This window comes from Cellulomonas edaphi (assembly GCF_030362815.1).
Lineage (GTDB): Bacteria > Actinomycetota > Actinomycetes > Actinomycetales > Cellulomonadaceae > Cellulomonas > Cellulomonas edaphi.
Genome location: NZ_JAUCGR010000001.1, coordinates 1,154,324 through 1,181,144 on the forward strand (window position 1 = coordinate 1,154,324; position 26,821 = coordinate 1,181,144).

Consider the following 26,821-nt stretch of genomic DNA (forward strand, 5'->3'; position numbering starts at 1 on the left):
CGGCCCGCTCCTGCGCCGCCGTCGCGCCGGAACCGGGCGGGGTCAGGCCTCCACGACGTCGGCCGCGAGCTCGCCGGCCGCGACCCGGATGCGCAGACGGTCCCCGCCGTCGACATCCGCCGGGTCCCGGACCACGTGGCCGTCGGCCCGTTGCACCACCGCGTACCCGCGGTCGAGCGTGGCGGCCGGCGAGAGCGCACGCACCTGGGCCGCGAGCCCCACGATCTGCGCATGCCCGTGGCGCAGCGCGCCGTCCAGCGCACGGCGAGCGGCGTCGCGCGACGCGTGCAGCCGGTGCTCCAGCTGGTCGACGAGCGTGGTGGGAGCGGCGAGCACCGGTCGGCTGCGCCAGTGCTCCAGGGCGTGACGCTCGCGCTCGAGGCGGGCGGTGATCGCGGCGCGCGAGCGTTGCCGCGCCTGGATGAGCCGGGCGCGCTCCTCGCCGACGTCCGGCACGATCCGCTTCGCGGCGTCGGTGGGGGTCGACGCGCGCAGGTCGGCGACCAGGTCGAGCAGCGGAGAGTCGAGGTGGTGGCCGATCGCGCTGACCAGCGGTGTGCGGCACGCGGCCGCCGCTCGCACCAGCGACTCGTTGCTGAACGGCAGGAGGTCCTCGAACGACCCGCCTCCGCGCGCGACCACGATGACCTCGACGCGCGGGTCGGCGTCGAGCTCGGCGATGGCCGCGCTGACCTCCGGGACCGCGCGCGGTCCTTGCACGGTGACGCGGCGGATCTCGAACTGGGCGGCGGCCCAGCGGCCGCGCGCGTTGGAGACCACGTCGTGCTCGGCGTCGCCCTGCTGAGCCACGACGAGCCCGACGACGCGCGGGAGGAACGGCAGCGGCTTCTTGCGGCGCTCGTCGAACAGCCCCTCCGCCCCCAGCACCCCCTTGAGGTGCTCGATGCGCGCCAGGAGCTCGCCCAGACCCACCAGCCGGACGTCGTCGGCGGCGAACGTCAGGTCGCCCTTCTTGGCGTGGAAGCGCGGCCGGGCGTGCACCACGATGTGTGAGCCGTCGTTGACCTGCTGCGCGATCTTCGCGATCGCCGCCGCGGGGGCGGTGACCGACAGCGACATGTCGAGATCCGTGTCCCGCAGCGTGAGGAAGTACAGGGTGTTCCACTTCTTGAAGTTGAGCACCTGCCCCTCCACCCACACGGGCGGCATCTTGGCGATGTAGTCCGAGATCTTGGGCGCGAGATGGCGGACGGGCCACGGACGCTCGGGCGTGGTGTCGCCCGCGCGCAGGGGCAGCGGCAGGACGGCGGCGGCGCCCTCGGCTGGCCCCGGCTGCTCGACCCTCTCGATGCTCACGCGCTCAAGCCTGCACCATCGCACCGACAGGCGGGCCGCGTGCCTGTGTGCACGACGCGCAGGATCCGCGCCGGGCGGGTGCAGGACCGCCACCTCACCGAGGGATGGTCGCGGCTGCCGAACTACACTCGCGACGTGACCCTAGCCTCGACCGCCGTCCACGACGCCGCGCCCGGCACCACCACCAAGCGCGTGCTGCTCGCCGCCCCGCGCGGTTACTGCGCAGGAGTCGACCGCGCGGTCGTCGCGGTCGAGAAGGCGCTCGAGCACTACGGCGCGCCGGTCTACGTGCGCAAGGAGATTGTCCACAACAAGTTCGTCGTGGAGACCCTGGCCGCGCGCGGCGCGGTGTTCGTCAACGACACCGACGAGGTTCCCGAGGGTGCCCGCGTGGTGTTCTCCGCGCACGGTGTGTCCCCCGCCGTGCACGCGTCCGCCGCGGCCCGGTCGCTGCAGACGATCGACGCGACCTGCCCCCTGGTGACCAAGGTGCACAAGGAGGCCGTGCGGTTCGCCGCCGAGGACTACGACATCCTGCTCATCGGGCACGACGGGCACGAGGAGGTCGAGGGGACTCAGGGCGAGGCGCCCGACCGCATCCAGGTGGTGAACTCGCCGGCCGCCGTCGACGACGTCGTGGTGCGCGACCCGGACCGCCTGGTCTGGATCTCGCAGACCACGCTCTCGGTCGACGAGACCATGGAGACGGTCCGCCGCCTGCGCGAGCGGTTCCCCAACCTGCAGGACCCGCCGTCGGACGACATCTGCTACGCCACCCAGAACCGCCAGGTGGCCGTGAAGAAGATCGCACCCTCGTGCGACGTCGTGATCACGGTCGGCTCGGCGAACTCGTCGAACTCGGTGCGCCTGGTCGAGGTCGCCCTCGAGGCCGGGGCCCGCTCGTCCTACCGGATCGACACCGCGGCGGAGCTCGACGCGCGGTGGTTCGACGGCGCGACCACCGTCGGGGTCACCTCCGGCGCGTCGGTCCCGGAGATCCTGGTGCGCGACGTCCTCGAGGCTCTCGACCGGCTGGGCTTCGGGACGGTCGAGGAGGTGCGCACCGCGACCGAGGACCTCATGTTCTCGCTGCCGCGCGAGCTGCGCGCCGACCTGAAGGCGGCCGGAAACCCGGTGCCGCGCCTGTCCCGCGAGACGCGTCCGTCGAACGACGGCCGCCGGGCCCTCGGTCTCGACCCGATCTGACCCGCAGCTGACCCGCAGCTGACCCGCGCTGCCGCGCGGACTCATCCGGGTTCCGCGCTGCGCCTGACCTCGTCGTTCTGGTGCGCCCCCTCGGCCCACGCCTGCTCGCGCGCCCACGCCCGCGCGTCGCGCGTCGCGCGCCCGTCCAGCTCCACGATCTGGTCCTGCTCGGACGCGACGAGCTCGGGCGCGCCCAGTGCCGCCAGCCGCGGGTCCGACGGCGGCGGTGCGGGCAGGTCGCCGTCCACCACGCCGAGCTCGGCGAACCGGCGGGCGCTGACCAGCACGCGCGTCTCCAGCGACGACACCGTCTTGTTGTAGGCCTCGGCCGCGCCGTCGATGGCCCGCCCGAGCCGTGCCAGGTGCCCGCCCATGGTCGCGAGCCGCCCGTGCAGCTCCTTGCCCAGCGTGAGCACCGCCTGAGCGTTGGCCGCGAGCGCGTCCTGCCGCCACGCGTACGCGACAGTGCGCAGCAGCGCCAGCAGCGTCACGGGCGTGGCGATCACGACGTCCCGGTCGAACGCGTACTCGAGGATCGTCGGGTCCTGCTCGACCGCCGCGTGCAGGAACGACTCGGCGGGGACAAACATCACCACGAACTCCGGGGCGGGCTCGAACTGGTTCCAGTACTTCTTGGCGGCCAGGTCGTCGATGTGCTTGCGCATGTGCCGCGCGTGCGCGGCCAGCCGTTCGACGCGGACCGCCTCGTCGCTCGTCGTGCTCGCCTCGAGGAAGCCCACGAACGCGACCTTCGCGTCGACGACCACCTGCTTGCCGCCGGCCAGCCGCACCACCATGTCGGGCCGGAGCAGGCCGTCGTCCGTGCGGACCTGGCTCTGCTCGGTGAAGTCGACGTGCGCGAGCATGCCGGCCGCCTCGACGACGCGCCGCAGCTGCAGCTCCCCCCACCTGCCGCGCACCTGCGACGAGCGCAGCGCGGTGACCAGCTGCGCGGTCTCGACGCGGAGCTGGTCGGAGGCCGTCCGCATGGCCCGCACCTGCTCGCCGAGCGCGCTCTGCCCGTCGATGCGGGCGCGCTCCGCGGTGGACAGCTCGGCGCGCACCTGGTCCAGCGTGCGCGCCAGCGGCTCCACCATGGCGCGCACCGCCTGCTCGCGCTGCGCGAGCTCGCCCACCTGCGTCTGGTGGTCTGCGGCGAAGCGCTGCGAGGCGAGCGCGAGGAACTGGTCGGAGCTGGTGGCGAGCGCCTCGGCAGCCAACGCCCGGAACTGGTCGGACATCCGCTCGGCGTCCGCACCGGCCTCGAGCTGGCGCTCGCGCGCGGCCGTCAGCAGGGCCTCGGCACGCGCGGCCTCGACCTGCGCGCGGCCCACCTGTGCGTCCGCCCGCCGGCTCGCCGCCGACCACGCCAGCACGCCTGCGACCAGCGCACCGAGCAGCAGCCCGAGCGCGAGACCCATCGGGAATCCGTCCATGGCCGCAGCGTCCCACCCACCGCCGACACGCCTGATCGGCCGATGCCCGCGTGAGTCCGCCCGCCTATCGTGGGTCGGTGACCGACACCCACCCGGCCCCCGCGCTGCAGCTCGACGGACTGTGGCGCCGCTTCGGCGCCAAGATCGCGGTCGCCGGGATCGACCTCGTGGTCCCCGCGGGCTCCTTCTACGGCCTCGTCGGCCCCAACGGCGCAGGCAAGACCACGACGCTGTCGATGGCCACCGGGCTGCTGGTGCCCGACTTCGGCACGGTGCGGGTCCACGGCCAGGACCTGTGGGCCAACCCCACGCAGGTCAAGCGGCTGCTCGGTGTGCTCCCCGACGGCGTCCGGCTGTTCGACCGGCTCACCGGCGCCCAGCTCATCACCTACGCGGGGCTTCTGCACGGCCTGGACCGCGACACGGTCGCCGCGCGCACGGCGGACCTGCTGCGGGCCATGGCTCTCGAGGGTGACGCCCAGACGCTCGTGGTCGACTACTCGGCCGGCATGACGAAGAAGGTCGCGCTCGCGTGCGCCCTGGTGCACGCCCCGAAGCTGCTGGTCCTCGACGAGCCGTTCGAGGCCGTCGACCCCGTGTCGGCGGCCAACATCCGCGACATCCTCACGTCGTACGTCGCGTCGGGCGGGACGGTCATCGTCTCCTCCCACGTGATGGACCTGGTGCAGCGCATGTGCGACCACGTGGCGGTGATCGCCGGCGGTCACGTGCTCGCGGCGGGCACGGTCGACGAGGTGCGCGGCGACGCCAGTCTCGAGGAGCGCTTCGTGGAGCTGGTCGGTGGCCGGGTGACGGGGGAGGGGCTCGCGTGGTTGCGCACATCCTCCGACTGAAGCTCCAGCTCGTGGCCAACGGGCTGCGGCGCAGCGCGTGGCAGCTCGTCGGCCTGGTGGTCGGCGCTGTGTACGGGTTGTCGGTGCTGGCCATGCTGGTGATCGGGATGATCGCGCTGAGCGTCGGCGACGAGGACCTGCGCAGGTCGGTGCCGGTGCTCGTCGGCGCGGTGATGGTGCTCGCGTGGTGGGTGGTCCCGCTCATCTCGTTCGGCGTCGACTCGACGCTCGACCCTGCGCGGTTCGCCACGTTCACCGTGTCGCGCCGCTCACTGCTCACGGGCCTCGCCCTCGCGGGCGTGATCGGCGTCCCCGGCGCCATGACCGCGATCGCCTCGTTCTCGATCGGCACGGTGTGGTGGCGCGACGCGCCTGCCCTGCTCGCCGGCCTCGTCGCTGCCGTCGTCGGGCTCGCCCTCGCCGTCGTCGGCTCGCGGGCGACCACGACGGCCGCGCTCCCAATCGTCGGCCGCCGCCGCGTGCGCGAGGCGATGGCCGCGCTGGCGGTCCTCCCGCTGCTCCTGCTCGGCCCGCTCGTCGGCCGCTTCACCTCGGGCGTCAGCGTCGACGCCGACGACCTCGGGCCCTTCTCGCACCTCGTCGCGTGGACGCCGTTCGGCGCGCCGTGGGCGATCCCGGGCGACGTCGCCGCGGGCGACTGGGGGCTCGCCGGCGGCCACGCGCTCGTGGCGCTCGGCTCGCTCGCCGTCGTCGCGGTCGTCTGGGAGCGCGCGCTCGCGTACGGGCTCGTCCACCCGGCGCACAGCGAGGCGTCGGGCAAGCGGCGCGGGCTGGGCTGGTTCGACCGGCTGCCGCCCACGCCGGTCGGCGCGGTGACGGCACGCTGCCTCACCTACTGGGCGCGGGACCCGCGCTACGCGCTGGCGGCGGCGATCGTCCCCGTGGCCCCCGTCGTGCTGTGGGTGCTCGACCGGGACGGCGGCGCGCTCATCCTGGCGGGCCCGGTCGCGGCCTTCCTGCTGGGCTGGGGCATCTCCGCCGACGTCGCCTACGACGGATCGGCCTTCTGGACCCATGTCATCGCACCGATCCGGGGCACCGCGGACCGATGGGGCCGGGTGCTGGCCGCCGGCGCCATCGGCCTGCCCACCGTCGTGCTGTTCTCGGTGGGCTTCCCGCTGCTGACCCACCGCGCCGCGGCCGTCGTGCCGGTGTTGGGGGCGAGCCTGGGACTGCTGCTCACCGCGCTCGGGATCGCCAGCGTGGTCTCGGCGTACGTGGTCTATCCCGTCCAGCAGCCCGGCGAGAGCCCGTTCCAGACCCGGCAGGGTGCGTCGACCGCAGCCCTGACCTCGCAGCTCGGCGGCTGGTTCGCGCTGCTGCTGGCCAGCGCGCCGGAGGTCATTCTGGCGGTCGTGGCCGTCCACACCGGCTCGGTCGCGCTCGGCCTGGCGACGTTGCTGGTCGGCGTGGCGCTCGGGATCACGTTCCTGCTGCTCGGTGTCCGGTACGGCGGCCGGGCCCTGGAGCGCAACGGCCCGGTGCTGCTGCAGCGCATCCTCGCGTTCACCTGACGAGGACCGCCACGTAGACTGCACGCCCGTGGCACTCACCATCGGCATCGTCGGCCTGCCCAACGTCGGCAAGTCCACCCTCTTCAACGCACTGACCCGCGCCCAGGTGCTCGCCGCGAACTACCCGTTCGCGACGATCGAGCCCAACGTGGGTGTCGTGCCCCTGCCGGACCCTCGTCTGCAGGTGCTCGCCGACCTGTTCAGCTCCGAGCGGATCCTGCCCGCCACCGTCTCCTTTGTCGACATCGCCGGCATCGTCAAGGGCGCGAGCGAGGGCGAGGGCCTGGGCAACAAGTTCCTGGCCAACATCCGCGAGGCGGACGCGATCTGCCAGGTCACGCGCGTGTTCGCCGACCCGGACGTCGTCCACGTCTCGGGCGCGGTGAACCCGAAGGACGACATCGAGATCATCGCCACCGAGCTGATCCTCGCCGACCTGCAGACCCTGGAGAAGGCGGTGCCGCGCCTCGAGAAGGAGGTGCGCGCGAAGAAGGCCGACGCCGGTCTGCTGGCCGCCGCGCAGGAGGCGCTCGCGGTCCTCGAGTCGGGCCAGACCCTGTTCTCGGGTGGCGGCAAGATCGACCCCGAGTACCTGGCGCAGCTCCAGCTGATGACGAGCAAGCCGTTCATCTACGTGTTCAACACCGACGACGCCGGCCTCGCCGACACCGCCCTGCAGGACGAGCTGCGCGCGCTGGTGGCCCCCGCCGACGCGATCTTCCTCGACGCGAAGTTCGAGTCCGAGCTCGTCGAGCTCGAGCCCGACGAGGCCCGCGAGATGCTCGCGGACAACGGCCAGGACGAGGCGGGCCTCGACCAGCTGGCCCGCGCGGGGTACCACACCCTCGGCCTGCAGTCCTACCTGACGGCCGGCCCGAAGGAGGCCCGCGCCTGGACCATCCACCAGGGCTGGACCGCCCCGCAGGCCGCCGGCGTCATCCACACCGACTTCCAGAAGGGCTTCATCAAGGCCGAGGTCATCTCGTTCGACGACCTGGTCGCCGCCGGATCCGTGGCCGCCGCGCGCGCCGCCGGCAAGGCGCGGATCGAGGGCAAGGACTACGTGATGGCGGACGGCGACGTGGTGGAGTTCCGATTCAACGTGTGAATCGGCGTGTTCGCAGGTAGGCGTCCCTGACTGGGCATCAGCTGTGCGCGTGACACCGCGTCGAAAGCGACACTGACGGTGCGCGGCGAGGTCGAGAAGCGCGGCATCGCGGGCTTGCACAGGACCGCCTACTCCATCTGACGGAACCAATCCCGCACGGACAGACGCAGCCGCACGACTTCGTCCTCGGCCAGGAGCGTGCAGTGAGCGATTGGGCCGCGAAGCGTGTTGAGGTTGGCCATGATCCGAGTGACCGCCTTCTCGCTCTTGAAGAGTGCGCCGAACACGTCCCAGTTGCTCGTGATGATCTGACCCAACTCACCGAACGTGGAGAAGTCGAGGGGATCCTCCGACCTGAGGGTGACACCGGTGTCTTCTTCCTTCTTCAGCCGCGCTTCGCAGTCGTCCTTGATCCTCGGTGAAACGCGGCTCGGGTCATTCCACCACCCCGCGCCGTCCGCTGCCTCGAGCGAGTCGGCGACGAGTGCCCGGATCGTTCGTTCGAGCGAGTAGAAGACCTCGTAGTGCGGCGCCATCTCCTTCGCCTCGGCGCGGAACGCGTGCTCGATCTGGGGGTAGTAGTCGCCGGCCTCACCGGTGGACGCGTTCCGCGCCCGTCCGAGGTCGAGCGCCAGATCCTGCTCAACCGTGTCTAGGTCTTCCTCCATGAGTTGCGCAGTCATGAGGAAGATCTTCAGCCCGTCATCCCTCGCCATCAGAGCAGGTGCTCCTTGAGGCTCCTAAAGATTGCGTTGAAGACCGCGATGTCTGTGGTGGCGGGGAGATTCAGGTTGATCGTGTAGCCGAGGCGGATGTTGCTGCCGTGATCGCCTGACCCGCCGCCCCCGCCCTGGCTGCCGCCTCCGAAGTCTTCGTCGTCGTCGTTGCCCTGCTGGCCGGGGCCGAGGTCGCCGTTCGCGTCGAAGTCCGCGTACTCCTTTAGCGTCTTGAACGTGCCGATCATGGAGGGGATGAGCTTGGAGTCTTCGCTTAGTCCGGTGACCTGGACGATAAGGCCCTTGAGGTCCTTGTCGTTGGCATCGTGGACGTACTCGTTGGCTGCGTATAGATCGGAATAGGCGGTCCGCATTCCTCGCGCGGCGGCCGCGCCGCGCATCGACGCGTTCCGAAACTGCTTGTACAGGTCGGTCGGTGTGCCGTCCGAGGTCAGGAATCCCGCTCGTTTCAGGTACGGGACAACCGGGCGCGCGCCGCCGCCTGACAGGTCGAGCGTCGTGGAGAGAAAGTCCTGGGTGAACTTCGGTGGCACGGTCGCCTTCGTGATCTTGTCCAGGGCCTTCTTGAGGTTGCCGTAGGCCTGGAGGTAGGGGACCTTGCTGCTCGCGTCGTCGGCCACGGTCGAGCCTCCTTCTCGTGCTTGCGTGCCTTGGATGGGCACATGCTTGCAGAAGGCATTGTCAAGCGGGCGGCTTTCAATACATCTGTGGGCACGACCTTCAGCCGCGCTGTGTCCGCGCGTCGGTGCGCGGCAGTTGCTCGCCCCTCAGTCCCTGGCGTGACCCGGGCGACCTGGTCCCAACGTCATCGAGGTGTTGCTCGAGAACGGAACGTGGTGGAGTTCCGATTCAACGTCTAGGGGCGGTGGCGCGCGGCGCACTGTTTACGCGTCCGCGACCTCCACGAGCGGCAGGTGCGGGTCTCAGTCCGGTCAGGCTCGCCTTCGGCATGGCGGCGCTCGTAGCGGTGGTCGGCGGATTGGCTGCCTGTGCGACGCGCTGGCCAGGCGGTGCCGCAAGCGGCGAACCTGACGACTGGGTGGTCGTGACGTTCGGCGACACCGAGGCGACGTTCGACATGGAGACCATGAACAGTCTGCTTGCCACCGAGCTGGAGGCCGACGAGGCGCTCCAGACCGCTGACGCTGGGTGGATCGACGGGAACGATGTCGGCGATCACCAGTACGACCTCTACTTCGCCGGTACGGACCGCGAGGAGATGTGGACGGTGCTCGACCGGTCTTCGCGCGCGCTGCCGTTTCGTGGTCGCACGTCGAACTGCGTGCCGGGCTCGACGATCCGGCACCGATCGTCATCACGCCACGAGGAACGCGCGGGACGTCGGCGGCGGGGCTGGCGCCCGCGTGACGGGCGCCGAGGAACAGCCGCCCTTCCCTGGCCATTCGTCGTCGACCGCCGCCCGGAGGACTCCATGAGGTGGCGTCGCCAACGGCCACTCTCCCGGCCGGAGCTGGAACCGCCGCACCGGATCTCAGCCGGGTGTGATCGTGTCGGAGGTCCCCGTCGGCGTCGGCTCGGCCGACCGTGACCGGGGAGCCGCCTCCTGACGCGCGAGCCACTCCAGGATCGCGCGGTTGGTCTCGTCGGGCCGCTCCTGCTGGATCCAGTGACCGCTGTCGAGGGTGACCACCTCGACGTCGGCCACGAACTCGGACAGCCGCTCCGCGCGCATGATCGTGTCCCGCGCGCCGTAGATCATCAGCGCCGGCTGCGTGATGACGGGGTCCACGTCCGCGAGCAGGTGCCAGTTCCGGTCGAGGTTGCGGTACCAGTTGATGCTCCCGGTGAACCCCGAGCGCTCGAAGGCGGACGCGAAGACAGCGAGCTCGTCGTCACTCATCAGCGGATCGCCCTGGGGTGCTGCGGCTCGGGCCAGGTTGATCATCGCCATGCCCGGCTCAGGCGGCGCCGGCGGGACGTTGGTGCGGAACAGGTTGCGCAGGAACGGGAGCACGTTGCCGTCGAGCACGGCGTCGGCGACACCGGGACGTCGGTTGAAGTGGACGAAGTAGAAGTCCTCGCCGAGCACGGCCTCCATGGACTCGATCCACGGCGTCTCCCCGCGCTCCTGGTAGGGCAGGCTCAGCGCGACGACCTTGTTGACGCGGTCCGGGTGCAGCAGGGCCAGCCCCCACACGACGAAGGCGCCCCAGTCGTGGCCCACGAAGATCGCGTCGTCGTACCCGTAGTGGTCGACGAGCCCCACGAGATCGGCCGACAGGCTCGCGATGTCGTACGCCGTCACCTCGTCCGGGCGTGACGAGTTCCCATAGCCACGCTGGTTGGGGACGAGGACGTGGTAGCCAGCGGCCACCAGGGCCGGCACCTGGTGGCGCCAGGAGAACGCGTGCTCCGGCCAGCCGTGGCAGAGCACCACGGGTCGCCCTGCGTTGTGCCGGCCCGCCTCGAAGACTTCGAGCTGGACCCCGTTGACGTGGACGATGGTGGGGCTCGGGAAGCGGTCGTGGGTCGAGGTGCTCGTCTGTGAGGTCATGTCCCCATGCTGCGGGGCGTAACCGGTCATCTCATGACCGGTTAGATGTGCCAATGTCGTCGGGTGCGCGCTGACCGTCTGATGGCCACCCTGCTCTTCCTGCAGCAGCGAGAGCAGGTGACCGCGGCGGAGGTCGCCCGGGAGCTGGAGGTCTCCGAGCGCACCGCACGCCGTGACCTCGACGCCCTGGCCGTGGCTGGGGTGCCCGTGTACTCGATGCAGGGTCGCGGAGGCGGCTGGCGACTGGTGGGTGGGGCGCGCACGGACCTGTCGGGACTGACCGCGAGCGAGGCGCGTGCGCTGTTCCTGGTTGCCGGACCGGCCTCGGCGGCGACGCCTGCCGTGAAGGCGGCGCTGCGCAAGCTGGTGCGTGCCCTCCCGGAGACCTTCCGGGACGACGCCGAGGCCGCGTCGTCGTCGTCGGTCGTGGACGTCCGGCGCTGGGGATCCAGCCGGGCCGAGCACGTCCTGCCCCGCCACCTCGACGAGCTCCAGGACGCGGTGATCCGAGGCGTCCAGGTCCGGCTCGGCTACGTGGACCGCGCGGGCACCGAGACCCAGCGGACGGTGCATCCGCTGGGCATCGTCTCCAAGGGGCCGTCGTGGTACCTCGTCTGCGACACGGAGGCGGGCCGACGGACCTTCCGGATCGATCGCGTGTCGTCCGCCCGCCCGACCGACGATCCCGTGCGCCGGCCCGACCACTTCGATCTCGCGGACAGCTGGCGCGAGATCGCCGACGAGGTGGACCGCGCTCGCACGCCTCTCGCGATCCAGGCGGTGTGCGCACCCGACGGGATCGACGTGCTCCGGATCGCGTTCGGCGGCCGGCTGGAGGTGGGGGGCTCCACGACCGACGGCCGCATCGAGGTGGTGATCCGCGGCCGCGACGAGCGCATGCTCGCCGGCGAGCTCGCCGGGCTCGTCGACTGGGTCGAGGTCACCGGCCCCCAGGGGGTCCGGGACCACCTCGCCTCGATCGGCCAGGTGTTGGCTGAGCGATACGGCGGACCGTGAGGGGACCCCGCGCGCCGATCGGGGTCGTGAGGGGGATGGCCAAGGCGACCGCCCCGGGTGGATGCTGCTCGGGACGAGTCGTGATCGGGTGAGCTCCGACGAATCCGCCGGCCCGACCCGCTCGGGGGGACTCCGCCATGACCAAGCGCGTCGCAGTCGTCAGTCTTCTTGCCCTCCTCGCAGCGTCGGTCCCGGTCGCGATCACCGCGACCCCGGCCACGGCGGCCACGGTGACCGTGACCACCACGAGCGACGTCGTCGACGGGGCCGACGGCCTCGTCTCGCTGCGCGAGGCCGTCGACGCGGCCAACGCGGCGGCGGGGGACACGGTCATCGACCTGGCCGCGTCGGGCACCTACGTCCTCGCAGTGTGCGGTGGTGACGAGGACGCGAATGCCGGGGGCGACCTCGACTACACGGGGACGACGGCACTGACGCTGCACGGCAACGGGTCGACGATCGACCAGACCTGCCCGGACGAGCGGGTGCTCGACCAGCTCGAGGGCGCACCCCAGGTGGCCATCGACGAGGTCACGCTCACCGGCGGCGACAGCAGCAGCGGCGCGGCGCTGCGCTTCAACGGCGACGTCGTCCTGACCGGCGTGACGGTGTCGGGCAACGATGCCGCGACCGGTCCCGTGCTGAACAGCGGCGAGATCACCAGCGGCTCGAGCATCGGGCTCGTCGACTCGGTCGTCGGCCCCAACACGGGCACCGGGGTCCGGGTGTCACTCGGGGGCATCTCCGTGAATGGGTCGACCATCACGCAGAACACCGGCCGAGGGATCGGCGCGATCGACGGCGCCCTCAGCGTCGCGGACTCGACGATCAGCGACAACGGCCAGGGCGGCATCTCGACCACGGGGCAGGGCGACGGCGAGCTCGCGTTCGTCCGCTCCACCGCGAGCGGCAACGGCGGGCCGGGGATCGCCTGCTCCGCGTGCGGCGACCTGGTGGTGACTGAATCCACCGTCACGGGCAACGTGCCCTCGGGCACGACGCTCGGCGGTGGCATCGCCTGGGGCGTCGACCAGGACCAGCCCACCGACGCGCGCACCGCGACGATCACCGATTCGACCGTGTCCGGCAACACGCGCAACGGACCGGGTGGCGGGCTGGTCGTCTCGATCGTCGAGCTGACGGACGACGCGCCTCCCGCGCAGATCGTGATCGCCGGCTCGACCTTCAGCGGCAACGCGGCGGCCGGTGCCGACGGGCGCGGCGGCGGCATCCACGCGATCACCGGGGAGGTGCGCGTCACCAATTCCACGTTCTCGGGCAACTCCGCCCCGGTCGCAGGCGGCGGGCTGTTCACCAGCACGGGCGACGTGTTCCTGCAGCACGCGACCGTGGTGGACAACAGTGCACCGTCCGGGGCGAACATCGGCACGGGGGAGGACCTGGACAGCTTCGGGTCGATCGTGGCGTCCCCGGCAGGTGGCGGCACCGACTGTGCGATCGCCGGCACGACGATCTCCGCCGGGTTCAACGTCGGCGGTGACGCCTCGTGCGCGTTCGTCGCCGGTCCCGGCGACCAGACGAACGTCGGCGACCCGCAGCTGGGGCCCTTGGCGGCCAACGGCGGCCCGACCTTGACGAGGCTCCCGCTTGGCACCAGTCCTGCCGCCGGCGCGGTGCCCGCGGCCTCGTGCACGGTCGTGGCGGTGGACCAGCGGGGCGTGTCCCGTCCGGCGGGGACCGACTGCGAGGCCGGGTCGGTCGAGATCGTGGAGCCCGTCTCCGAGGTGTGCACCAAGACCGGGACGCCGGGCAAGGACGTGCTGATCGGCGGGCCGGGAGACGACGTGCTCTGCGGCCTGGGCGGCGCCGACATCCTCATCGGCGGGCGCGGCGCGGAGCACCTGATCGGCGGCGACGGCGGCGACGTGCTGATCGGCGGGCCCGGGAACGACGAGCTGGACGGCGGTGCCGGTAAGGACCTGCTGCTCGGTGGCGCCGGGGTGGACGACCTCGACGGCGGTCCGGGCGTCGACCTGTGCGTGGACCACGACGGGGGCAAACCGCGGGTGTGCTGAGCCGCCCCGCATCGCTCCCGCCCGTTCCCCTGGGTGCGCCCCGGGGCTACTGTGCTGGAAAGGTCGAGCGTCACGCGGGCACAGCAGAGCGCCCCCGAACGCGCGGACGAGCACATCCGGGAGTCAACGATGACGACGGTGTTTCGATCCCCTGCACGCACGCTGCGCCTGCTGGTGGCGGCGACGATCGCGGTCCTGCTGCTGGCGGTGGGTGGCATCGCCGCCGCGTCGTCGGCCTCGGCGGGCAAGCCCGACGGGCACGGCCGAGGCGTGCCGACGAGCAAGATCTCGATCCAGCTGTGGACCTTCGCGGAGTACATCGGGTTCGGCACCGATGCCGCGACGGTCGCCAGGACCGAGGAGGTGTTCCGCAGGCTCAGCGCGATGGGATACCGCAACGTCGAGCCCTTCACGCTGAGCGGGATGACGGCCAGGCAGTACCGTGCGCTCCTGCGGGAGTACGGGCTCAAGGCCTCGGCACGGCACGTCGACGTCGGCACGCCGGAGAACCCCGCCGACATCACGCAGATCCTCAAGGACAACCGCACGCTCGGCATCACGTACTTCGGCTCGGGTGCCACTCCCATCTTCCCGCCGCTGTACACGACCGAGGCGCAGTGGGTCGCGTACGCGGACTACCTCGACGACGTGGGCGCCCTGGCCCGCAAGCACGGGCAGCGGCTGATGGTGCACAACCACGACGTCGAGTTCGAGACCGCGTTCGGCGGCCGGACGGTCTACGACATCCTGATGGCGCACACCAGCCCGAAGAACGTCGTGTTCCAGCTCGATCTCTACTGGGCGACCAACGGCGGTGGCCTCGACAACCCGATCGACGTGATCGAGCGGTACGGCAAGCGGATCCAGCTGTTCCACGTCAAGGACATGGGCGCCGGTCCGTTCCCGGGGCCGATCGAGATCGTGGGCCGCGGGATCATCGACTTCCCTGCCATCTTCGACGCCGCGGGCGGTCGCATCAGGTACTACGTCGTCGAGCACGACCCCCGGTTCGGCGACCCGACGTTCGACCCCTTCGAAGCGGCTCAGGCCGGGTTCGACTACCTCCGGCACGTGAGGTTCTGAGGCACCGTCCCGGGCGCGGCAGGGCCGCGCCCGCCTGACCGACGTCGTCCGCCAGGCACCACCCGCTCGCGGGTGGTGCCGCCCAACCCTGCGCCTCGGTACGTTCCGCGACATGAGGTGGGGCCATCGCTCGGCGCCGAGCACCCCTGCCGTGCTGCAGCCGGCCCGCCACCTCCGATCGACCGCCGACGCGAGGTGTGGGGAGACGTCATGAGCACGGACGACTGGAAGTTCCTCGCCGAGGCCCTGGTGGTGCTGGGGTGCATCGTCATGGGCACGCGAGCGGGCGGCGTCGGGGTCGGCCTGTGGGGCGGCCTGGGCACGGCGGTCCTGGTGTTCGTGTTCCAGGAGCCGCCCGGTGAGCCTCCGGCGGCCGCGCTCGCCATCATCCTCGCGGTCGTCACCGCGGCCGCGCTGATGCAGGCCGCGGGCGGCATCGACTGGATGGTCGCGATGGCCGCGCGGGTGATCGAGAAGCGGCCCCAGCAGATCACGCTCATCGCCCCGCTGACGGCCTTCGTGTTCTCGATCGGTGCCGGGACGGGCAACATCATCTACCCGCTGCTGCCCGTCATCTACGACGTGTCCTACCGCAACCACATCCGGCCGTCGCGACCGCTGACCGTCACGGTGGTCCAGTCGGGCATGGCGCTCGCGGCCTCGCCGGTCTCCGCCGCGATGGCGGCCATGCTGACGCTCACCGAGGTCGCGCCGTACAACCTGGGCCTGACCCAGATCCTGTCGATCACCCTCCCGGCGTGCGTTATCGGCATCATCGTGACGTCCCTCATCGTCAACCGGATGTGGAAGGACCTGGACGACGACCCGGAGGTCCAGGCGCGCATCGCGGCCGGCGAGCTCGCGGCGCCGGGCGCCGCCGAGGCCGAGGCGCTCGTCGCACCGGCTGCAACGGCGGGGACGGCCGGCACGACGAGCACGGCGACGACCACGACCACGGGAGCCACGCCCCCGCTCACGGGCTCGGCTGCGCCGGTCGGTCTCGACACCGCACCCGCGTCGGCCGCGCTCACGTACACCAAGGCCGGGCGCAACTCGGCGCTCGTGTTCTTCGCCGGCGTCATCACCATCGTGCTCCTGGGCCTGTTCCCCGACCTGCGGCCCTCGTTCGACCTCGACGGCACGGGCGCCGAGCCGATCGACATGACGACCACCATCGTGCTGGTGATGTTCACGGCGGCGGTCGCGATCATGTTCATCGGGCGCCCGAACGTCGGCGAGGTCCCGGAGCAGTCGGTGTTCAAGGCCGGCATGATCTCGGCGATCGCCCTCTTCGGGATCGCGTGGCTGACCGCGACGTTCATCGCCGCGCACGAGGAGCAGATCATCGACACGATCGGCGCCTGGGTCACCGACTGGAAGTTCCTGTTCGCGCTCGCGGTCTTCCTGGTCGCCGCGCTGACCACCAGCCAGTCCACGGCGACCCGCACCATCGTGCCCATCGGCCTGGCCGCCGGCCTGGCGCCCGGGGTCGTCACGGGCATGTGGGCCGGTGCGCTCAGCGGCGTCTACACGCTGCCCGCCAACGGCACCCAGATCGCCGCCGCGAACTTCGACCACAGCGGCACCACCAAGCTCGGGACCAGGCTGCTGGACCACAGCTTCTTCGTGCCCATGCTGATCATGGCCGTCGTCACGGTGGCCGTCGGAGCCGTGATCGGCTCGTTCGTCGCCTGAGCGGCACGAGACCAGACCCGCGAGAACCAGGGAGTCCGCCATGGAGCTGTCCGAGATCGAGGCCAAGGCCGCGGCGATGATGCCGGAGCTGCTCGACCAGCTGGCCACGCTGGTCGCCATCCCGTCGGTCGCGTTCCCGGGATATCCCGCTGAGCCGGTGCACGAGATGGCGCGCACCACGCTCGAGGCGTTCCAGGCGGTCGGGTTCACCAACGCGCGGCTCATGGACGTCCCGCACGGGTACCCGCCGATCTACGCGGAGGTGCAGGGCCCGCCCGGGTCGCCCGTCGTCATGCTGTACGCGCACTACGACGTGCAGCCGGCGCCGCCGGAGCAGGGGTGGACGTCGGATCCGTGGACGGCCACCCGCAAGGAGGACGGCAGGATCTACGGGCGCGGGGCGGCCGACGACAAGGGCGGCCTGGCCGCGCACCTGGGCACCATGAGGATCTTCGACGGCAAGCCGCCGTGCACCGTCAAGCTGATCCTCGAGGGCATGGAGGAGACGGAGAGCAACCTCGAGGAGTTCGTCGAGGCGCACCCTGAGCTGTTCCGGTGCGACGTGTTCATCGTGTGCGACATGGGCAACCTCGAGGTGGGCGAGCCGGCGCTCACCACGGCGCTGCGCGGTGACGTCGCGTGCATCGTCACGGTGCGCACCCTGGAGCACCCGCTGCACTCGGGCGTCTTCGGCGGGCCGGCTCCCGACGCGATGATGGCGCTGGCCCGGCTGCTGTCGACGCTGCAGGACGAGGCCGGCGACGTCGCGGTCGAGGGCGTGTCGGGCGGCGAGTGGGCCGGCGCGGACCTGAGCGCGGAGGACTTCGAGGCGAGCGCCGACCTGCTCGACGGCGTGCGGCTGGCCGGTTCGGGCACCATCGGCACGCAGCTGTGGGCGCGGCCGTCGATCTCGGCCATCGGGGTCGACATGACGAGCATCGCGGGCTCGTCGAACGTGCTCGTGCCCCAGGCGCGGGCCAAGATCTCGATGCGGATCGTCCCGGGCTCCGACCCCGTTCGCGAGCTCGACGCGCTCGTCGCCCACCTGGAGTCCCACGCGCCGCACGGTGCCCAGGTGGAGGTGCAGCGCACCAAGGAGGCGCCGCCGTTCCGGTGCGCGACCGACGGACCAGGCTACGAGGCGGCCCGCGCCGCGCTCGAGGAGGCCTACGGCAAGCCCGTCGGCGAGGCGGGATCGGGCGGCTCCATCCCGCTGCTCCGCACGCTGCAGGAGGCGAGCCCCGGCGCGGAGTTCATCCTGTGGGGTCCGGAGGACCTGGCGAGGGCTCGCATCCACTCCTCCGACGAGAGCGTGGACCCCGCCGAGATCGAGAAGATGGTGGTCGCCCAGGCGCGGCTGCTGGTGCACCTGGCGGAGCGGGCGGCCAGCCGATGAGCAGCGGGCGTCAGGCCGGCGTCCTGCTGGCCACCTGCATCTCGACGCTCGTGGTCAACGCGAACACGTCGGCTGTCGCCATCCTGCTCCCCGCCATCAGCGAGGACACGGGCATGTCCGTGAACACCCTGCAGTGGGCGGTCACGGGCTACTCCCTCGTCGGAGCGGCCGTGATCATCACCTCCGGCTCTCTCGGCGACGTGTTCGGGCGCCGACGCATCTTCCAGTGCGGCCTGCTGCTGTTCGTCCTGTCGTGCGTGCTCATCGCGGTCGCCGGCTCGGGCGAGATGGTGATCGCCGGACGCATGATCCAGGGTGCCGCCGGGGCGACCATCCTGGCGTGCGGCATGAGCCTGCTGACGGTCGCGTTCGAGGGCAAGGACCAGGTCAGGGCCGTGACGCTGTGGGGCGCTGCGGCGGCGGTGGGCGCCGCCGCCGGACCGCTGGTCGGTGGCGTGCTGGTGGGGACCACGGGCTGGCAGGGGCTGTTCTGGATCGACGCCGTCATCGCCGCGGGGTGCATGGTGCTCACGTTCACCAGCGTCTCCGAGTCCAGGGACCCGAACCGTCCGCGCTCGGTGGACTACGTCGGTACCGTGCTGGTCGCACTCACGCTGGGTCCGTTCATCCTCGCGCTGAGCAAGGGCAGCGACTGGGGCTGGTTCTCCGCGGCGACGATCGGCTGCGTGCTGCTCGCCGTGGCGGCGGGGATCGGCTTCTACGCCGCCGAGCGCCGGGTCGCGATCCCGTTGCTCGACCTCACGCTGCTGCGCAACCGCGTGCTGGTGGGCTCCACCATCGCGATCCTCATCGGCGCCGGGACCATCAACGCGCTGATGTACGTGCTCAGCCTCTACTTCCAGAACCCGGCCGCGCTCGGCTTCACGCCGCTCGAGGCTGGCCTCGCCACCCTGCCCGCCACCGTCGGCCTGGTGCTGTCGGCACCGCTGGTGCCGCGGCTGGCCGCCAAGCTCGGCGGACGTCAGGTGGTCGGCCTCGGATTCCTCCTCACCGCCGTGGGCTTCGCCTGGATCGGGTTCGCCGACGCCTCCTGGCAGTACATGGCGTTCTTCGTGCCGCTGATCGCCGTGGCGGTCGGCATGGGCATGTCCAACGGTCCGTCCTCTGCTGCGGCCACGGCGTCCGTGCCGGCCAACCAGGTGGGCGAGGCGTCGGGCGTGTCGAACATGGCGCGGTACGTGGGGGCGGCGGTCGCCACCGCGCTCGCGGCAACGATCTACAGCACCGTCACGACCAATCGCGTCGCGGACGGCCAGGAGACGGCGGCCGCGCTCTCCGGCGGCGTGGGCGTGACCGCGTGGGTGATGGCCGCCTTCAGTGTCGTGGGCGTGCTCATGGCCGTGATGATGGGCCGGCACCGTCAGCCCGCCGGGACCTCCCTCGGCGACGCGGTCGCCGCGGCCGCCTCGGCGTCCCACACGCTGCCAACGTCGGCGACCCCGCACGCCGTCCGACCCGACGAGGCGGGGGCGAATGTGACCTAGTCCACCCGATCGGTGGCTCGAGACGAACCCCCAGACGGCCGAAAGAGAAGGTGTTGCCTTGGGCGACAACATTCTCGAAACGCCTGGAGGCGGACATGGGCAGCCGAACGCGCGGCACTCGCGCGCCCGGCGTGCGCCACGTCGTCGTCGGCGGCGCCGTCGCCCTGCTCGCACTCGTCCTGGCTTTCGCGGGCGTGGGGCCCGCGGCGGCCAGCACGGGAGCGTCCGGGACGGTCATCGTCGCGACCAGACCGACGGTCTACGGGCCGGGTGAGCGCGTCGTCGTGGGCGGCCGCGTGGTGGGCGCGCCCGCGGGGACGGCGGTCACGCTGCAGCGGGCGGTCGGGCATGCGTGGAAGACCGTGATGCGGACGACCACCACCTCCCGCGGGAGGTTCACCGCTGCGTACGACGCGTCGGCCAGCACGGCGAGGACGACCCTGCGCGTGCGGACCGCGTCGACGGCTCGCGTCAAGGCGTCCACGTCGCGCGCGTTCACGCTGCGCCCTCGCGCCAGTGCCAGCATCTCCGCGCGCCTCGCCGGCGGACCGTTCGTCAAGGGCGACGCCGTCGTCGTCACCGGATCGCTCTCGCCGGCGCGCAGCGGCGTCGTCGTCCGGCTCGAGGCGCTGCACGGCAGCTCGTGGGGCCTCGTCACCTCGGGGCGCACCGGGGCGCGCGGCACCTACAGGCTCGCGACGAAGGCGACGAGCGCCACCACCGTGCTCCGGGTGGTTGGGCGCAAGGCCGGCACCCCGGACGACGCGGTCTCGCGCGCGGTCACCGCCACGCACTACACGTGCGTGCCGGGCAAGGCGCCCGCCGGTGGCATGGCGGCGCGGTTCAACACCCCGAACACCGGCAGCGGACGCGAGATCTCCTCGCTGCTGGTGGGCGCCGCGTGCGCGGCGGCGTCGCACTCGACCATCAGCGTCGCGGTGTACATCCTGACGCCCGGCGAGGCCGAGCCGGCTCGGATCCTGCGGGCGCTCCGCTCGGTCGCCCGGGAGCGCGACGTGCGCGTGCGGTTCGTCCTCGAGCGCAGTGGCAGCGGGATCACGAACGCCACGATCGCGCAGCTGCGGCAGTTCGCCGACGTCGTGGTGTGCACCGACGCCTGCGTGACGCGCACCTCGACGGCGGCGCAGATGCACAACAAGGTCTTCACCGTCAGCGACACCCGCTGGAAGAGCGGGGTGGACCCCGTGGTGGTCCTCGGCTCGGCGAACTGGTCGACCCGCCAACTGCACCAGTACTGGCAGACGGCCGCCATCTTCCACGACGACGACGCCATGTATGCGGCGCACCTCGCGACGTTCGATCTCCTGCGGACGTGCGCCCGCACGTCCTGCGACCCCTCGCGCGTCAAGGCGACGGTCGAGACCGACCGCGGTCGAGGAGCCACGCTGCACTTCTTCCCCCAGGCGACGGGCGACGAGTCACTCGCCGCGATGCGCTCGGTGAGCTGTGCGCCCGGCTCGCGCATCCGGATCGCGATGTACCAGGCCACCGCGTCACGCGTGGCGCGGGTGAACGACGAGCTGAGGAGGCTCGTGGCGCAGGGATGCGACGTCGACGTCGTGCTGAGCGACGGCGGCATCTACTACGCCACACCCGCAGTGACCCAGTCGATCCGCAGCACGGGCGTGGGTCTGCGGTGCGCGACCCTGATGCACGGCAAGTTCGCGGTCTACCAGAACGTCGTGGTCGACGGCCGAGGAGGCCAGACGATCGTCACCGACGGCTCGCAGAACTGGACGCCGTCGGGCCTGCGGCGCAACGACGACAGCACGTTCACGCTGTCGAGCGCCAAGGCCACGGGGCTGTGGAAAGCGCGCATCGCGAGCGTCGGCGACAGCTACGAGCGCGGCTGGCAGGCCATCGCGTCGAGGACCCACGCCTGCAGGTAGGCCGAACGGCCACGTCCTGACCTTCGGACCCACCCCGCCGCAGGTGGTGCGCCGCCACCCGTCGGAGCCCGAGCATCGGCACATCGGACTCACGAGAGGCACGCACGTGGCTGAACACCCGCGGTACGTCCCCGCTCCCACCGGTCGCTCGACGGCCGCCGAGTCGGGCGCGATCCTCGCCGGCATCCTGCTGCTGATGTCGTCGATCATGAACATCTTCCAGGGCATCTCGGCGATCGCGAAGGACGACATCTACGCGACGACGAGCAAGTACCTCGTCGAGATCGACCTGACTACCTGGGGGTGGGTGCACCTCGTGCTCGGCCTCGCCGGGGTGGTGGCTGCCCTCGGCATCCTGGTCCACGCCGCCTGGGCGCAGGTGGTCGGCATCGTGGTGGCGGGGCTCGCGATCGTGACCAGCTTCGCGTTCCTGCCGCACTACCCGCTGTGGGCGGTCCTGATCATCGCGTTCAACGTGTTCGTCATCTGGGCACTGAGCGTGCAGCTGCGCGACTGAGGAGGCACGCCGTGGTCACCGTGTGGGAGCCCAGCCTGGGCGACGTGTTCCTGAGCATGCTGTGGTTCTTCCTGTTCGTCATCTGGATCTGGCTGCTCATCACGGTCTTCGCGGACATCATCCGCAGCGAGGACATGGGCGGCTGGGGCAAGGCGCTTTGGACGATCCTGGTGATCGTGCTGCCGTACCTCGGGGTGTTCGTCTACCTCGTCGCGCGCGGCCGTTCGATGACCGAGCGCGCCGCGCGGAGCGCCAAGCTCCAGCAGGAGCAGCTGCGCGCCTACGTCGAGGGCGTCGCGGCGCCGCCCAGCCCGGCCGAGGAGATCGGTCGGCTCGCCGAGCTGCACGCCAGCGGCGTGCTGACCGCCGAGGAGTTCGCGCAGGCGAAGGGCAAGCTGCTCGCCTGACCCGCCCAGCACGACGACGGCCCCCTCCCGGTGGGAGGGGGCCGTCGTGATGCGCGGCGCCGGTCGTCAGCCGGCCAGGAGCTTGGCCTTCTGCGCGTCGAACTCCGCCTGCGTGAGGATGCCCTGGTCACGCAGCGCGCCGAGCCGCTGCAGCTGCTCGATCAGGGCGTCGGACCCGGACGAGCCGGCGGGAGCCGGCGCGGGGGCGACGGGCGGCGGGGGCGGCGGGGCGGCGTAGGTCGGCGCCGCGGCGTAGGTGGGCTGCGCCTGCTGCTGCTGGTAGTAGTCGTGCTCGACCTGCTGCTGCTGCTCGGCCTGCCAGCGTCCGGCCTGCCGCCGCGAGACGCGGTTGGACACTGCGGTCGCCGTGCCGGCGACGACGGCCGTCCGAGCCATTCCTCCGATGAGACCCATGTCAGGTTCCCTTCCTCTCAGGCTTCCGACACGTCACGCGCGTCGAGGATGTCCAGGGCTTCGATGACGTCGTCGGCCGGGATGCGGCCGCTGGCGATGACCTCCGCGCCGACCTCGCGCATGGCGCTGACGAACGGGCCAGCCCACGTGTTCTCGTAGATCAGCAGAGCGACAGCGTCCCCGGGCCCCACGAGGGCCGCGCCCTGGGCGATGTCGTCGTCGCCGAGCAGGCCGGAGCGGACCCCCTCGAAGGCCGCGAGGTCGAGGTCGCCGTCGCCGTCGAGGTCGGCGATCGTCAGGATCGTGATCGTGCCGTCCTCGTCGGCCGTCGCGACCACGAGGTCGAGGATGCGGATGATCCCGCGGTCCGTCAGGTCGAGCAGCGCGTTGAGGCCGCCGCCCTGGAGCTTGGCTCCAGGGATCTCGACGGCGAGATAGTCGATCGGTCCTACGTCGAGCTGGGTCATCGGGTCCTCCTGGAGCGGTTCTGGTGTCGAGGTCCAGTTGTCACGACGCCACGCTCACACGCGGGTGGGTGGTTGGACCCCACCCCGGCGGGGGTGAGGCGTGACCACCCGCGGCCTGCGCACGATCACCTCCAGGGCGTACGCGCGTCCACCGGGAGGACAGATGAGCAACGACAGCAGCGCGACAGCACGGGTGGCCCCGGCGCGGCACGACGCCGACCCGGTGTCGATCACCGCCGCGGAGGTCGCGGCCGACCTGGGCGTCGACCCCACCCAGGGGCTGTCCGCGCGGGAGGCGCGGGCCCGGCTCACCACGTACGGCGCCAACGAGCTCAGCGGCGGCGCCAAGGAGCCGGCCTGGCGGGCGTGGCTGCGCCAGTACGAGGACTTCATGCAGCTGGTGCTGCTGGCGGCCGCGGTGGTGAACCAGGTGGTCACCGGCGAGACCGGCACCACGGTCGTCCTCGTCGGCCTCACCGTCTTCAACGCGATCACCGGCCTGCGGCAGGAGGCCAAGGCGGAGGAGAGCGTCAAGGCGCTGTCGCAGATGATGCGGACCATCGCGCGCGTGCGTCGCGACGACCAGGTGGTCGAGATCGACGCCTCCCAGCTCGTCCCGGGCGACGTCGTGCTCGTCGAGGCCGGGAACCGGGTGCCCGCGGACGCCCGCATCATCCTCGCCGCGACGCTCGAGATCGAGGAGGCCGCGCTCACGGGCGAGAGCCTGCCGGTGCCGAAGACCTCGGAGCCGGTGCTCGGGCGCGAGATCCCGCTCGGCGACCGCATCTGCATGGCGTACATGAACACGTCCGTGACCCGCGGCCGCGGCGAGATGATCGTCACCGCCACGGGCATGGCGACGGAGATCGGTCACATCGCCGACATGCTCGCCAACACCGAGGCGAGCAAGACGCCCCTGCAGCGCCAGCTGGACTCGCTCTCCAAGATCATCGCGTCGATCGCCGCCGTCGCGCTGGTGATCGTCATCCTGCTCGGCCTCGCGCAGGGCCAGTCGTTCGACACCCTGTTCGTCACGGGCGTCGCGCTCGCGGTCGCCGCGATCCCGACGGGCCTGCCTGCCGTCGTCACGGCGCTGCTGTCGATGGGCACGCGGGAGATCGCACGCCGGCACGCCATCGTCAAGCGCCTGCCGGCCGTCGAGACGCTCGGGTCGACGTCGGCGATCTGCTCGGACAAGACCGGCACGCTGACCCTGAACAAGATGACGGCCCGCGAGCTCGTGATCCCCGGCCAGCACCGCTACACGGTCTCGGGCGAGGGCTACAGCACGGTCGGCGAGATCAGCCACGTCGGGGGTCAGCGGCACGACCTCGACCCGTACCTGCTCCCCATGGTCCTGTGCGCGGACGCCGTGCTCGACGGCGAGACGCTCATCGGCGACCCGACCGAGGGCGCGCTCATCGTCCTCGGGGCGAAGGGCGGGCTCAACATCGCGGAGACGCGTGCGGCGCTGCCCCGCGTGGCCGAGGTGCCGTTCGACTCCGAGTACAAGTTCATGGCGACGTTCCACGAGATGACGGCCGACGACGGGCGTCCCGTGGTGCGCTGCTACGTCAAGGGCGCACCGGACGTGCTGATCGCCCGGTCAACCACGATCCGCACTCCGGACGGTGTGCTCACGCCGATCACGGAGACCAACCGCCACCTGGCGCTGGAGGTCAACGACGCGATCGCGAACGCGGGCGAGCGCGTCATGGTGGTCGCCCAGCGCGACTTCGAGCCGGGCACGCTCGCGGAGGGGGCCGGCCTGATCGGGCAGATCGAGGAGCTGACGCTGCTCGCGATGGTGGGCATCGTGGACCCGCCCCGACCCGAGGCGCGGGACGCGATCGCCGAGTGCCACGATGCCGGCATCCGGGTCCGCATGATCACCGGTGACCACGCGACCACGGCCGCGGCGATCGCGGGCGAGCTGGGCATCGAGGGCCGCGCGGTCACGGGGGCGCAGTTCGCCGCGATGAGCGACGCGCAGCTGTCGGCCGAGATCGACGACATCGGCGTCATCGCGCGCGTCGCGCCCGAGGACAAGGTGCGCCTGGTGCGGATCCTCAAGGAGAAGGGCGACATCGTCGCGATGACGGGCGACGGCGTGAACGACGCCCCCGCCCTGAAGACCGCCGACATCGGCGTGGCGATGGGCATCACCGGGACGGAGGTCTCCAAGGAGGCCGCCGTCATGATCCTCACCGACGACAACTTCGCGACGATCGTCGGCGCGGTCGCCTACGGGCGCGGGCTGTACGACAACCTGCTGAAGTACCTGCGGTTCCAGATGTCGACGCTCGTCGCCTACATCGCCATCTTCATCGGCGCCGGCATCTTCAGCATCGCCGCCGGCTCTCCGCTGAACCCGCTGCAGATCCTGTGGATCAACATGGTCATCGACATCCCGCTGGCCATCGCGCTCGGCTTCGACGAGCCCGCCCGCGGCCTGATGGCCCGCGCGCCCCGCCCCGTGACGGCTCCGGTGCTCTCGCGCAACAACTGGGTGCGGCTGTGCATCCAGGGCGCCGTGATGACGATCGTCGCGCTCGTGGCCTACCAGATCGGCGACCACCAGGGCGACGCGGTCCTCGCCTCGACCATGCTCCTGACCACGCTGTCCGTCGCCCACCTCTTCGGCGCTCTCCTGAGCCGCGACCAGCGGAACACGATCTTCGACCGCGACGCCATCCCGGGGCCGATGCAGCTGCGCCGCTACGGGCTGGCCGCGCTGGCCATCATCGCGATCACCGCGCTGGACTTCCTCCAGCGGATCTTCGGCACCACGGGCCTGGGCTTCACGCAGTGGAGCATCGCGGTGGGGCTCGCGGCGGCGCTGCTGGTGGTCGACGAGCTGGTCAAGCTCGTCATCCGGCGGCGTGACCCGGTGACCGCATGAGCTCTCTGCTGATGTACGACGGGGACCGGCTGGCCGGCCTGCTCGGCCTGCTGCCGGACGTCGACGCCGTCGAGCTCAAGCTCACCGTGGCGGACACGAACCGCGCCGCCGTCGTGGAGCAGCTGGGCATCAGCCCGCTGGACGCGGAGATCCGCCAGGTGGCCTTCGTGGACACGCCCGACCTGCGCCTGTCCGCGGCGGGCCTGGTGGTGCGCGTACGCAGCTCGCAGCGCAAGACCGCCGACATCACGGTCAAGCTCCGCCCCATGCTGCCCGGGGACCTGCCCGCGGGGCTGCGCGGCCAGGCCGGGTTCAAGGTCGAGGTCGACGCCTCGCCCGCGGGGTACGTGTGCTCCTGCTCGCTCACCGAGGACGTGCCGGACAAGAAGGCGCGCGCCGTGCTGAGCGGCGAGCGCGGCCTCGGGGGCGTCCTGTCCGACCGCCAGTCGTCGCTGCTGCTGGACCGGCTCCCCGAGGGAGTCTCGCTCGACGACCTCGTGGTGCTCGGACCGGTCACGCTGCTCAAGACGAAGTTCGTGCACCGGGACTACCCGCGCCGCATGGTGGCCGAGCTGTGGTTCCTGCCGGACGGCACGCGGCTGCTGGAGCTGTCCACCAAGTGCACGCCGAAGGAGGCGTTCCAGGCGGCGGCCGAGACCAAGGCGTTCCTGGCCCTGCACGGCGTCGACCTGGGCGCCCCGCAGGAGGCGAAGACCCGCACCACCCTGGCCGCGCTCGCGGCATCCATCGAGAAGGAGTAGTCG

The 26,821-nt window shown here is 71.5% G+C and carries 23 protein-coding genes; 16 read left to right on the forward strand and 7 right to left on the reverse strand.

What is annotated here, in order from left to right; genetic code table 11:
• Positions 1-42: 42 nt before the first annotated feature.
• Entirely contained in the window at positions 43-1,317 is a 1,275-nt protein-coding gene (xseA, locus tag QRT05_RS05415) for an exodeoxyribonuclease VII large subunit (RefSeq protein WP_289445922.1), read from the reverse strand.
• Between the two features lie 135 nt (positions 1,318-1,452).
• On the opposite strand from xseA, the gene QRT05_RS05420 reads away from it, so the two are divergent.
• Positions 1,453-2,523 carry a 4-hydroxy-3-methylbut-2-enyl diphosphate reductase gene (locus QRT05_RS05420; RefSeq protein ID WP_289445923.1) on the forward strand — a complete coding sequence of 357 codons (1,071 nt, stop codon included), beginning with the start codon at positions 1,453-1,455 and terminating at the stop codon, positions 2,521-2,523.
• 41 nt (positions 2,524-2,564) lie between these two features.
• Here QRT05_RS05420 and rmuC read toward each other — a convergent pair whose 3' ends face one another.
• Complete coding sequence (gene rmuC / locus QRT05_RS05425) at positions 2,565-3,959, reverse strand: DNA recombination protein RmuC (protein WP_289445924.1); 1,395 nt, start codon at positions 3,957-3,959, stop codon at positions 2,565-2,567.
• 77 nt (positions 3,960-4,036) lie between these two features.
• Between rmuC and QRT05_RS05430 the strand changes: the two genes are divergently transcribed.
• The 3 genes from QRT05_RS05430 to ychF are packed head-to-tail and all read left to right on the forward strand — an operon-like array spanning position 4,037 to position 7,456.
• Positions 4,037-4,813, forward strand: coding sequence for an ABC transporter ATP-binding protein (locus tag QRT05_RS05430; RefSeq protein ID WP_289445925.1), 777 nt, complete (start codon positions 4,037-4,039; stop codon positions 4,811-4,813).
• Positions 4,789-6,348: a hypothetical protein gene (locus QRT05_RS05435; protein ID WP_289445926.1), complete on the forward strand. Its 1,560-nt coding sequence runs from the start codon at positions 4,789-4,791 to the stop codon at positions 6,346-6,348. Before QRT05_RS05430 ends, QRT05_RS05435 begins: the two co-directional genes overlap by 25 nt.
• 28 nt (positions 6,349-6,376) lie before the next feature.
• On the forward strand, positions 6,377-7,456 hold the full coding sequence (gene ychF, locus QRT05_RS05440; protein WP_289445927.1) for a redox-regulated ATPase YchF: 1,080 nt from the start codon (positions 6,377-6,379) through the stop codon (positions 7,454-7,456).
• 128 nt (positions 7,457-7,584) lie between these two features.
• On the opposite strand, the gene QRT05_RS05445 is transcribed toward ychF, so the two are convergent.
• Both QRT05_RS05445 and QRT05_RS05450 read right to left on the reverse strand, forming a co-directional pair.
• The gene (locus tag QRT05_RS05445) at positions 7,585-8,172 is read right to left on the reverse strand and encodes a Swt1 family HEPN domain-containing protein (RefSeq protein WP_289445928.1); all 588 of its coding nucleotides are present in this window, start codon (positions 8,170-8,172) and stop codon (positions 7,585-7,587) included.
• Positions 8,172-8,813, reverse strand: a complete 642-nt coding sequence (locus QRT05_RS05450) for a DUF5343 domain-containing protein (RefSeq protein ID WP_289445929.1) — start codon at positions 8,811-8,813, stop codon at positions 8,172-8,174. Before QRT05_RS05450 ends, QRT05_RS05445 begins: the two co-directional genes overlap by 1 nt.
• Before the next feature lie 329 nt (positions 8,814-9,142).
• Here QRT05_RS05450 and QRT05_RS05455 point away from each other — a divergent pair, with 329 nt between their 5' ends.
• Complete coding sequence (locus QRT05_RS05455; RefSeq protein ID WP_289445930.1) at positions 9,143-9,742, forward strand: hypothetical protein; 600 nt, start codon at positions 9,143-9,145, stop codon at positions 9,740-9,742.
• Here QRT05_RS05455 and QRT05_RS05460 read toward each other — a convergent pair.
• On the reverse strand, positions 9,686-10,708 hold the full coding sequence (locus tag QRT05_RS05460) for an alpha/beta fold hydrolase (protein ID WP_289445931.1): 1,023 nt from the start codon (positions 10,706-10,708) through the stop codon (positions 9,686-9,688). The two genes, QRT05_RS05455 and QRT05_RS05460, sit on opposite strands and share 57 nt — an antisense overlap.
• An 81-nt stretch (positions 10,709-10,789) precedes the next feature.
• Between QRT05_RS05460 and QRT05_RS05465 the strand changes: the two genes are divergently transcribed.
• The 9 genes from QRT05_RS05465 to QRT05_RS05505 all read left to right on the forward strand — a co-directional run bounded on the left by QRT05_RS05465 (position 10,790) and on the right by QRT05_RS05505 (position 22,274).
• The gene (locus tag QRT05_RS05465; RefSeq protein WP_289445932.1) at positions 10,790-11,725 is read left to right on the forward strand and encodes a helix-turn-helix transcriptional regulator; all 936 of its coding nucleotides are present in this window, start codon (positions 10,790-10,792) and stop codon (positions 11,723-11,725) included.
• A gap of 137 nt (positions 11,726-11,862) precedes the next feature.
• Positions 11,863-13,761 (forward strand): choice-of-anchor Q domain-containing protein, encoded by a 1,899-nt coding sequence (locus QRT05_RS05470; RefSeq protein ID WP_289445933.1) that lies wholly within the window; start codon positions 11,863-11,865, stop codon positions 13,759-13,761.
• Positions 13,762-13,890: 129 nt separating this feature from the next.
• Complete coding sequence (locus QRT05_RS05475; RefSeq protein WP_289445934.1) at positions 13,891-14,844, forward strand: sugar phosphate isomerase/epimerase family protein; 954 nt, start codon at positions 13,891-13,893, stop codon at positions 14,842-14,844.
• A 210-nt stretch (positions 14,845-15,054) separates the two neighbouring features.
• Positions 15,055-16,539 carry an anaerobic C4-dicarboxylate transporter family protein gene (locus QRT05_RS05480; protein ID WP_289445935.1) on the forward strand — a complete coding sequence of 495 codons (1,485 nt, stop codon included), beginning with the start codon at positions 15,055-15,057 and terminating at the stop codon, positions 16,537-16,539.
• 40 nt (positions 16,540-16,579) lie between these two features.
• Positions 16,580-17,935, forward strand: coding sequence for a M20/M25/M40 family metallo-hydrolase (locus tag QRT05_RS05485; protein ID WP_289445936.1), 1,356 nt, complete (start codon positions 16,580-16,582; stop codon positions 17,933-17,935).
• Positions 17,932-19,440 carry an MFS transporter gene (locus QRT05_RS05490; RefSeq protein WP_289445937.1) on the forward strand — a complete coding sequence of 503 codons (1,509 nt, stop codon included), beginning with the start codon at positions 17,932-17,934 and terminating at the stop codon, positions 19,438-19,440. The genes QRT05_RS05485 and QRT05_RS05490 overlap by 4 nt, the downstream gene beginning before the upstream one ends.
• Positions 19,441-19,535: 95 nt before the next feature.
• Positions 19,536-21,350, forward strand: a complete 1,815-nt coding sequence (locus QRT05_RS05495; protein ID WP_289445938.1) for a phospholipase D-like domain-containing protein — start codon at positions 19,536-19,538, stop codon at positions 21,348-21,350.
• 106 nt (positions 21,351-21,456) lie between these two features.
• Positions 21,457-21,867, forward strand: coding sequence for a DUF7144 family membrane protein (locus tag QRT05_RS05500; protein WP_289445939.1), 411 nt, complete (start codon positions 21,457-21,459; stop codon positions 21,865-21,867).
• A gap of 11 nt (positions 21,868-21,878) precedes the next feature.
• Positions 21,879-22,274: an SHOCT domain-containing protein gene (locus tag QRT05_RS05505; RefSeq protein ID WP_289445940.1), complete on the forward strand. Its 396-nt coding sequence runs from the start codon at positions 21,879-21,881 to the stop codon at positions 22,272-22,274.
• Between the two features lie 66 nt (positions 22,275-22,340).
• Here QRT05_RS05505 and QRT05_RS05510 read toward each other — a convergent pair whose 3' ends face one another.
• Together QRT05_RS05510 and QRT05_RS05515 are read right to left on the reverse strand one after the other, a co-directional pair.
• Positions 22,341-22,688, reverse strand: a complete 348-nt coding sequence (locus QRT05_RS05510) for an SHOCT domain-containing protein (RefSeq protein WP_289445941.1) — start codon at positions 22,686-22,688, stop codon at positions 22,341-22,343.
• Between the two features lie 17 nt (positions 22,689-22,705).
• Positions 22,706-23,155, reverse strand: a complete 450-nt coding sequence (locus QRT05_RS05515) for a DUF6325 family protein (protein WP_289445942.1) — start codon at positions 23,153-23,155, stop codon at positions 22,706-22,708.
• Between the two features lie 163 nt (positions 23,156-23,318).
• Here QRT05_RS05515 and QRT05_RS05520 point away from each other — a divergent pair, with 163 nt between their 5' ends.
• The gene (locus QRT05_RS05520) at positions 23,319-26,057 is read left to right on the forward strand and encodes a cation-translocating P-type ATPase (RefSeq protein ID WP_289445943.1); all 2,739 of its coding nucleotides are present in this window, start codon (positions 23,319-23,321) and stop codon (positions 26,055-26,057) included.
• Positions 26,054-26,818 (forward strand): hypothetical protein, encoded by a 765-nt coding sequence (locus tag QRT05_RS05525; protein WP_289445944.1) that lies wholly within the window; start codon positions 26,054-26,056, stop codon positions 26,816-26,818. The genes QRT05_RS05520 and QRT05_RS05525 overlap by 4 nt, the downstream gene beginning before the upstream one ends.
• The last annotated feature ends 3 nt before the right edge of the window (positions 26,819-26,821 follow it).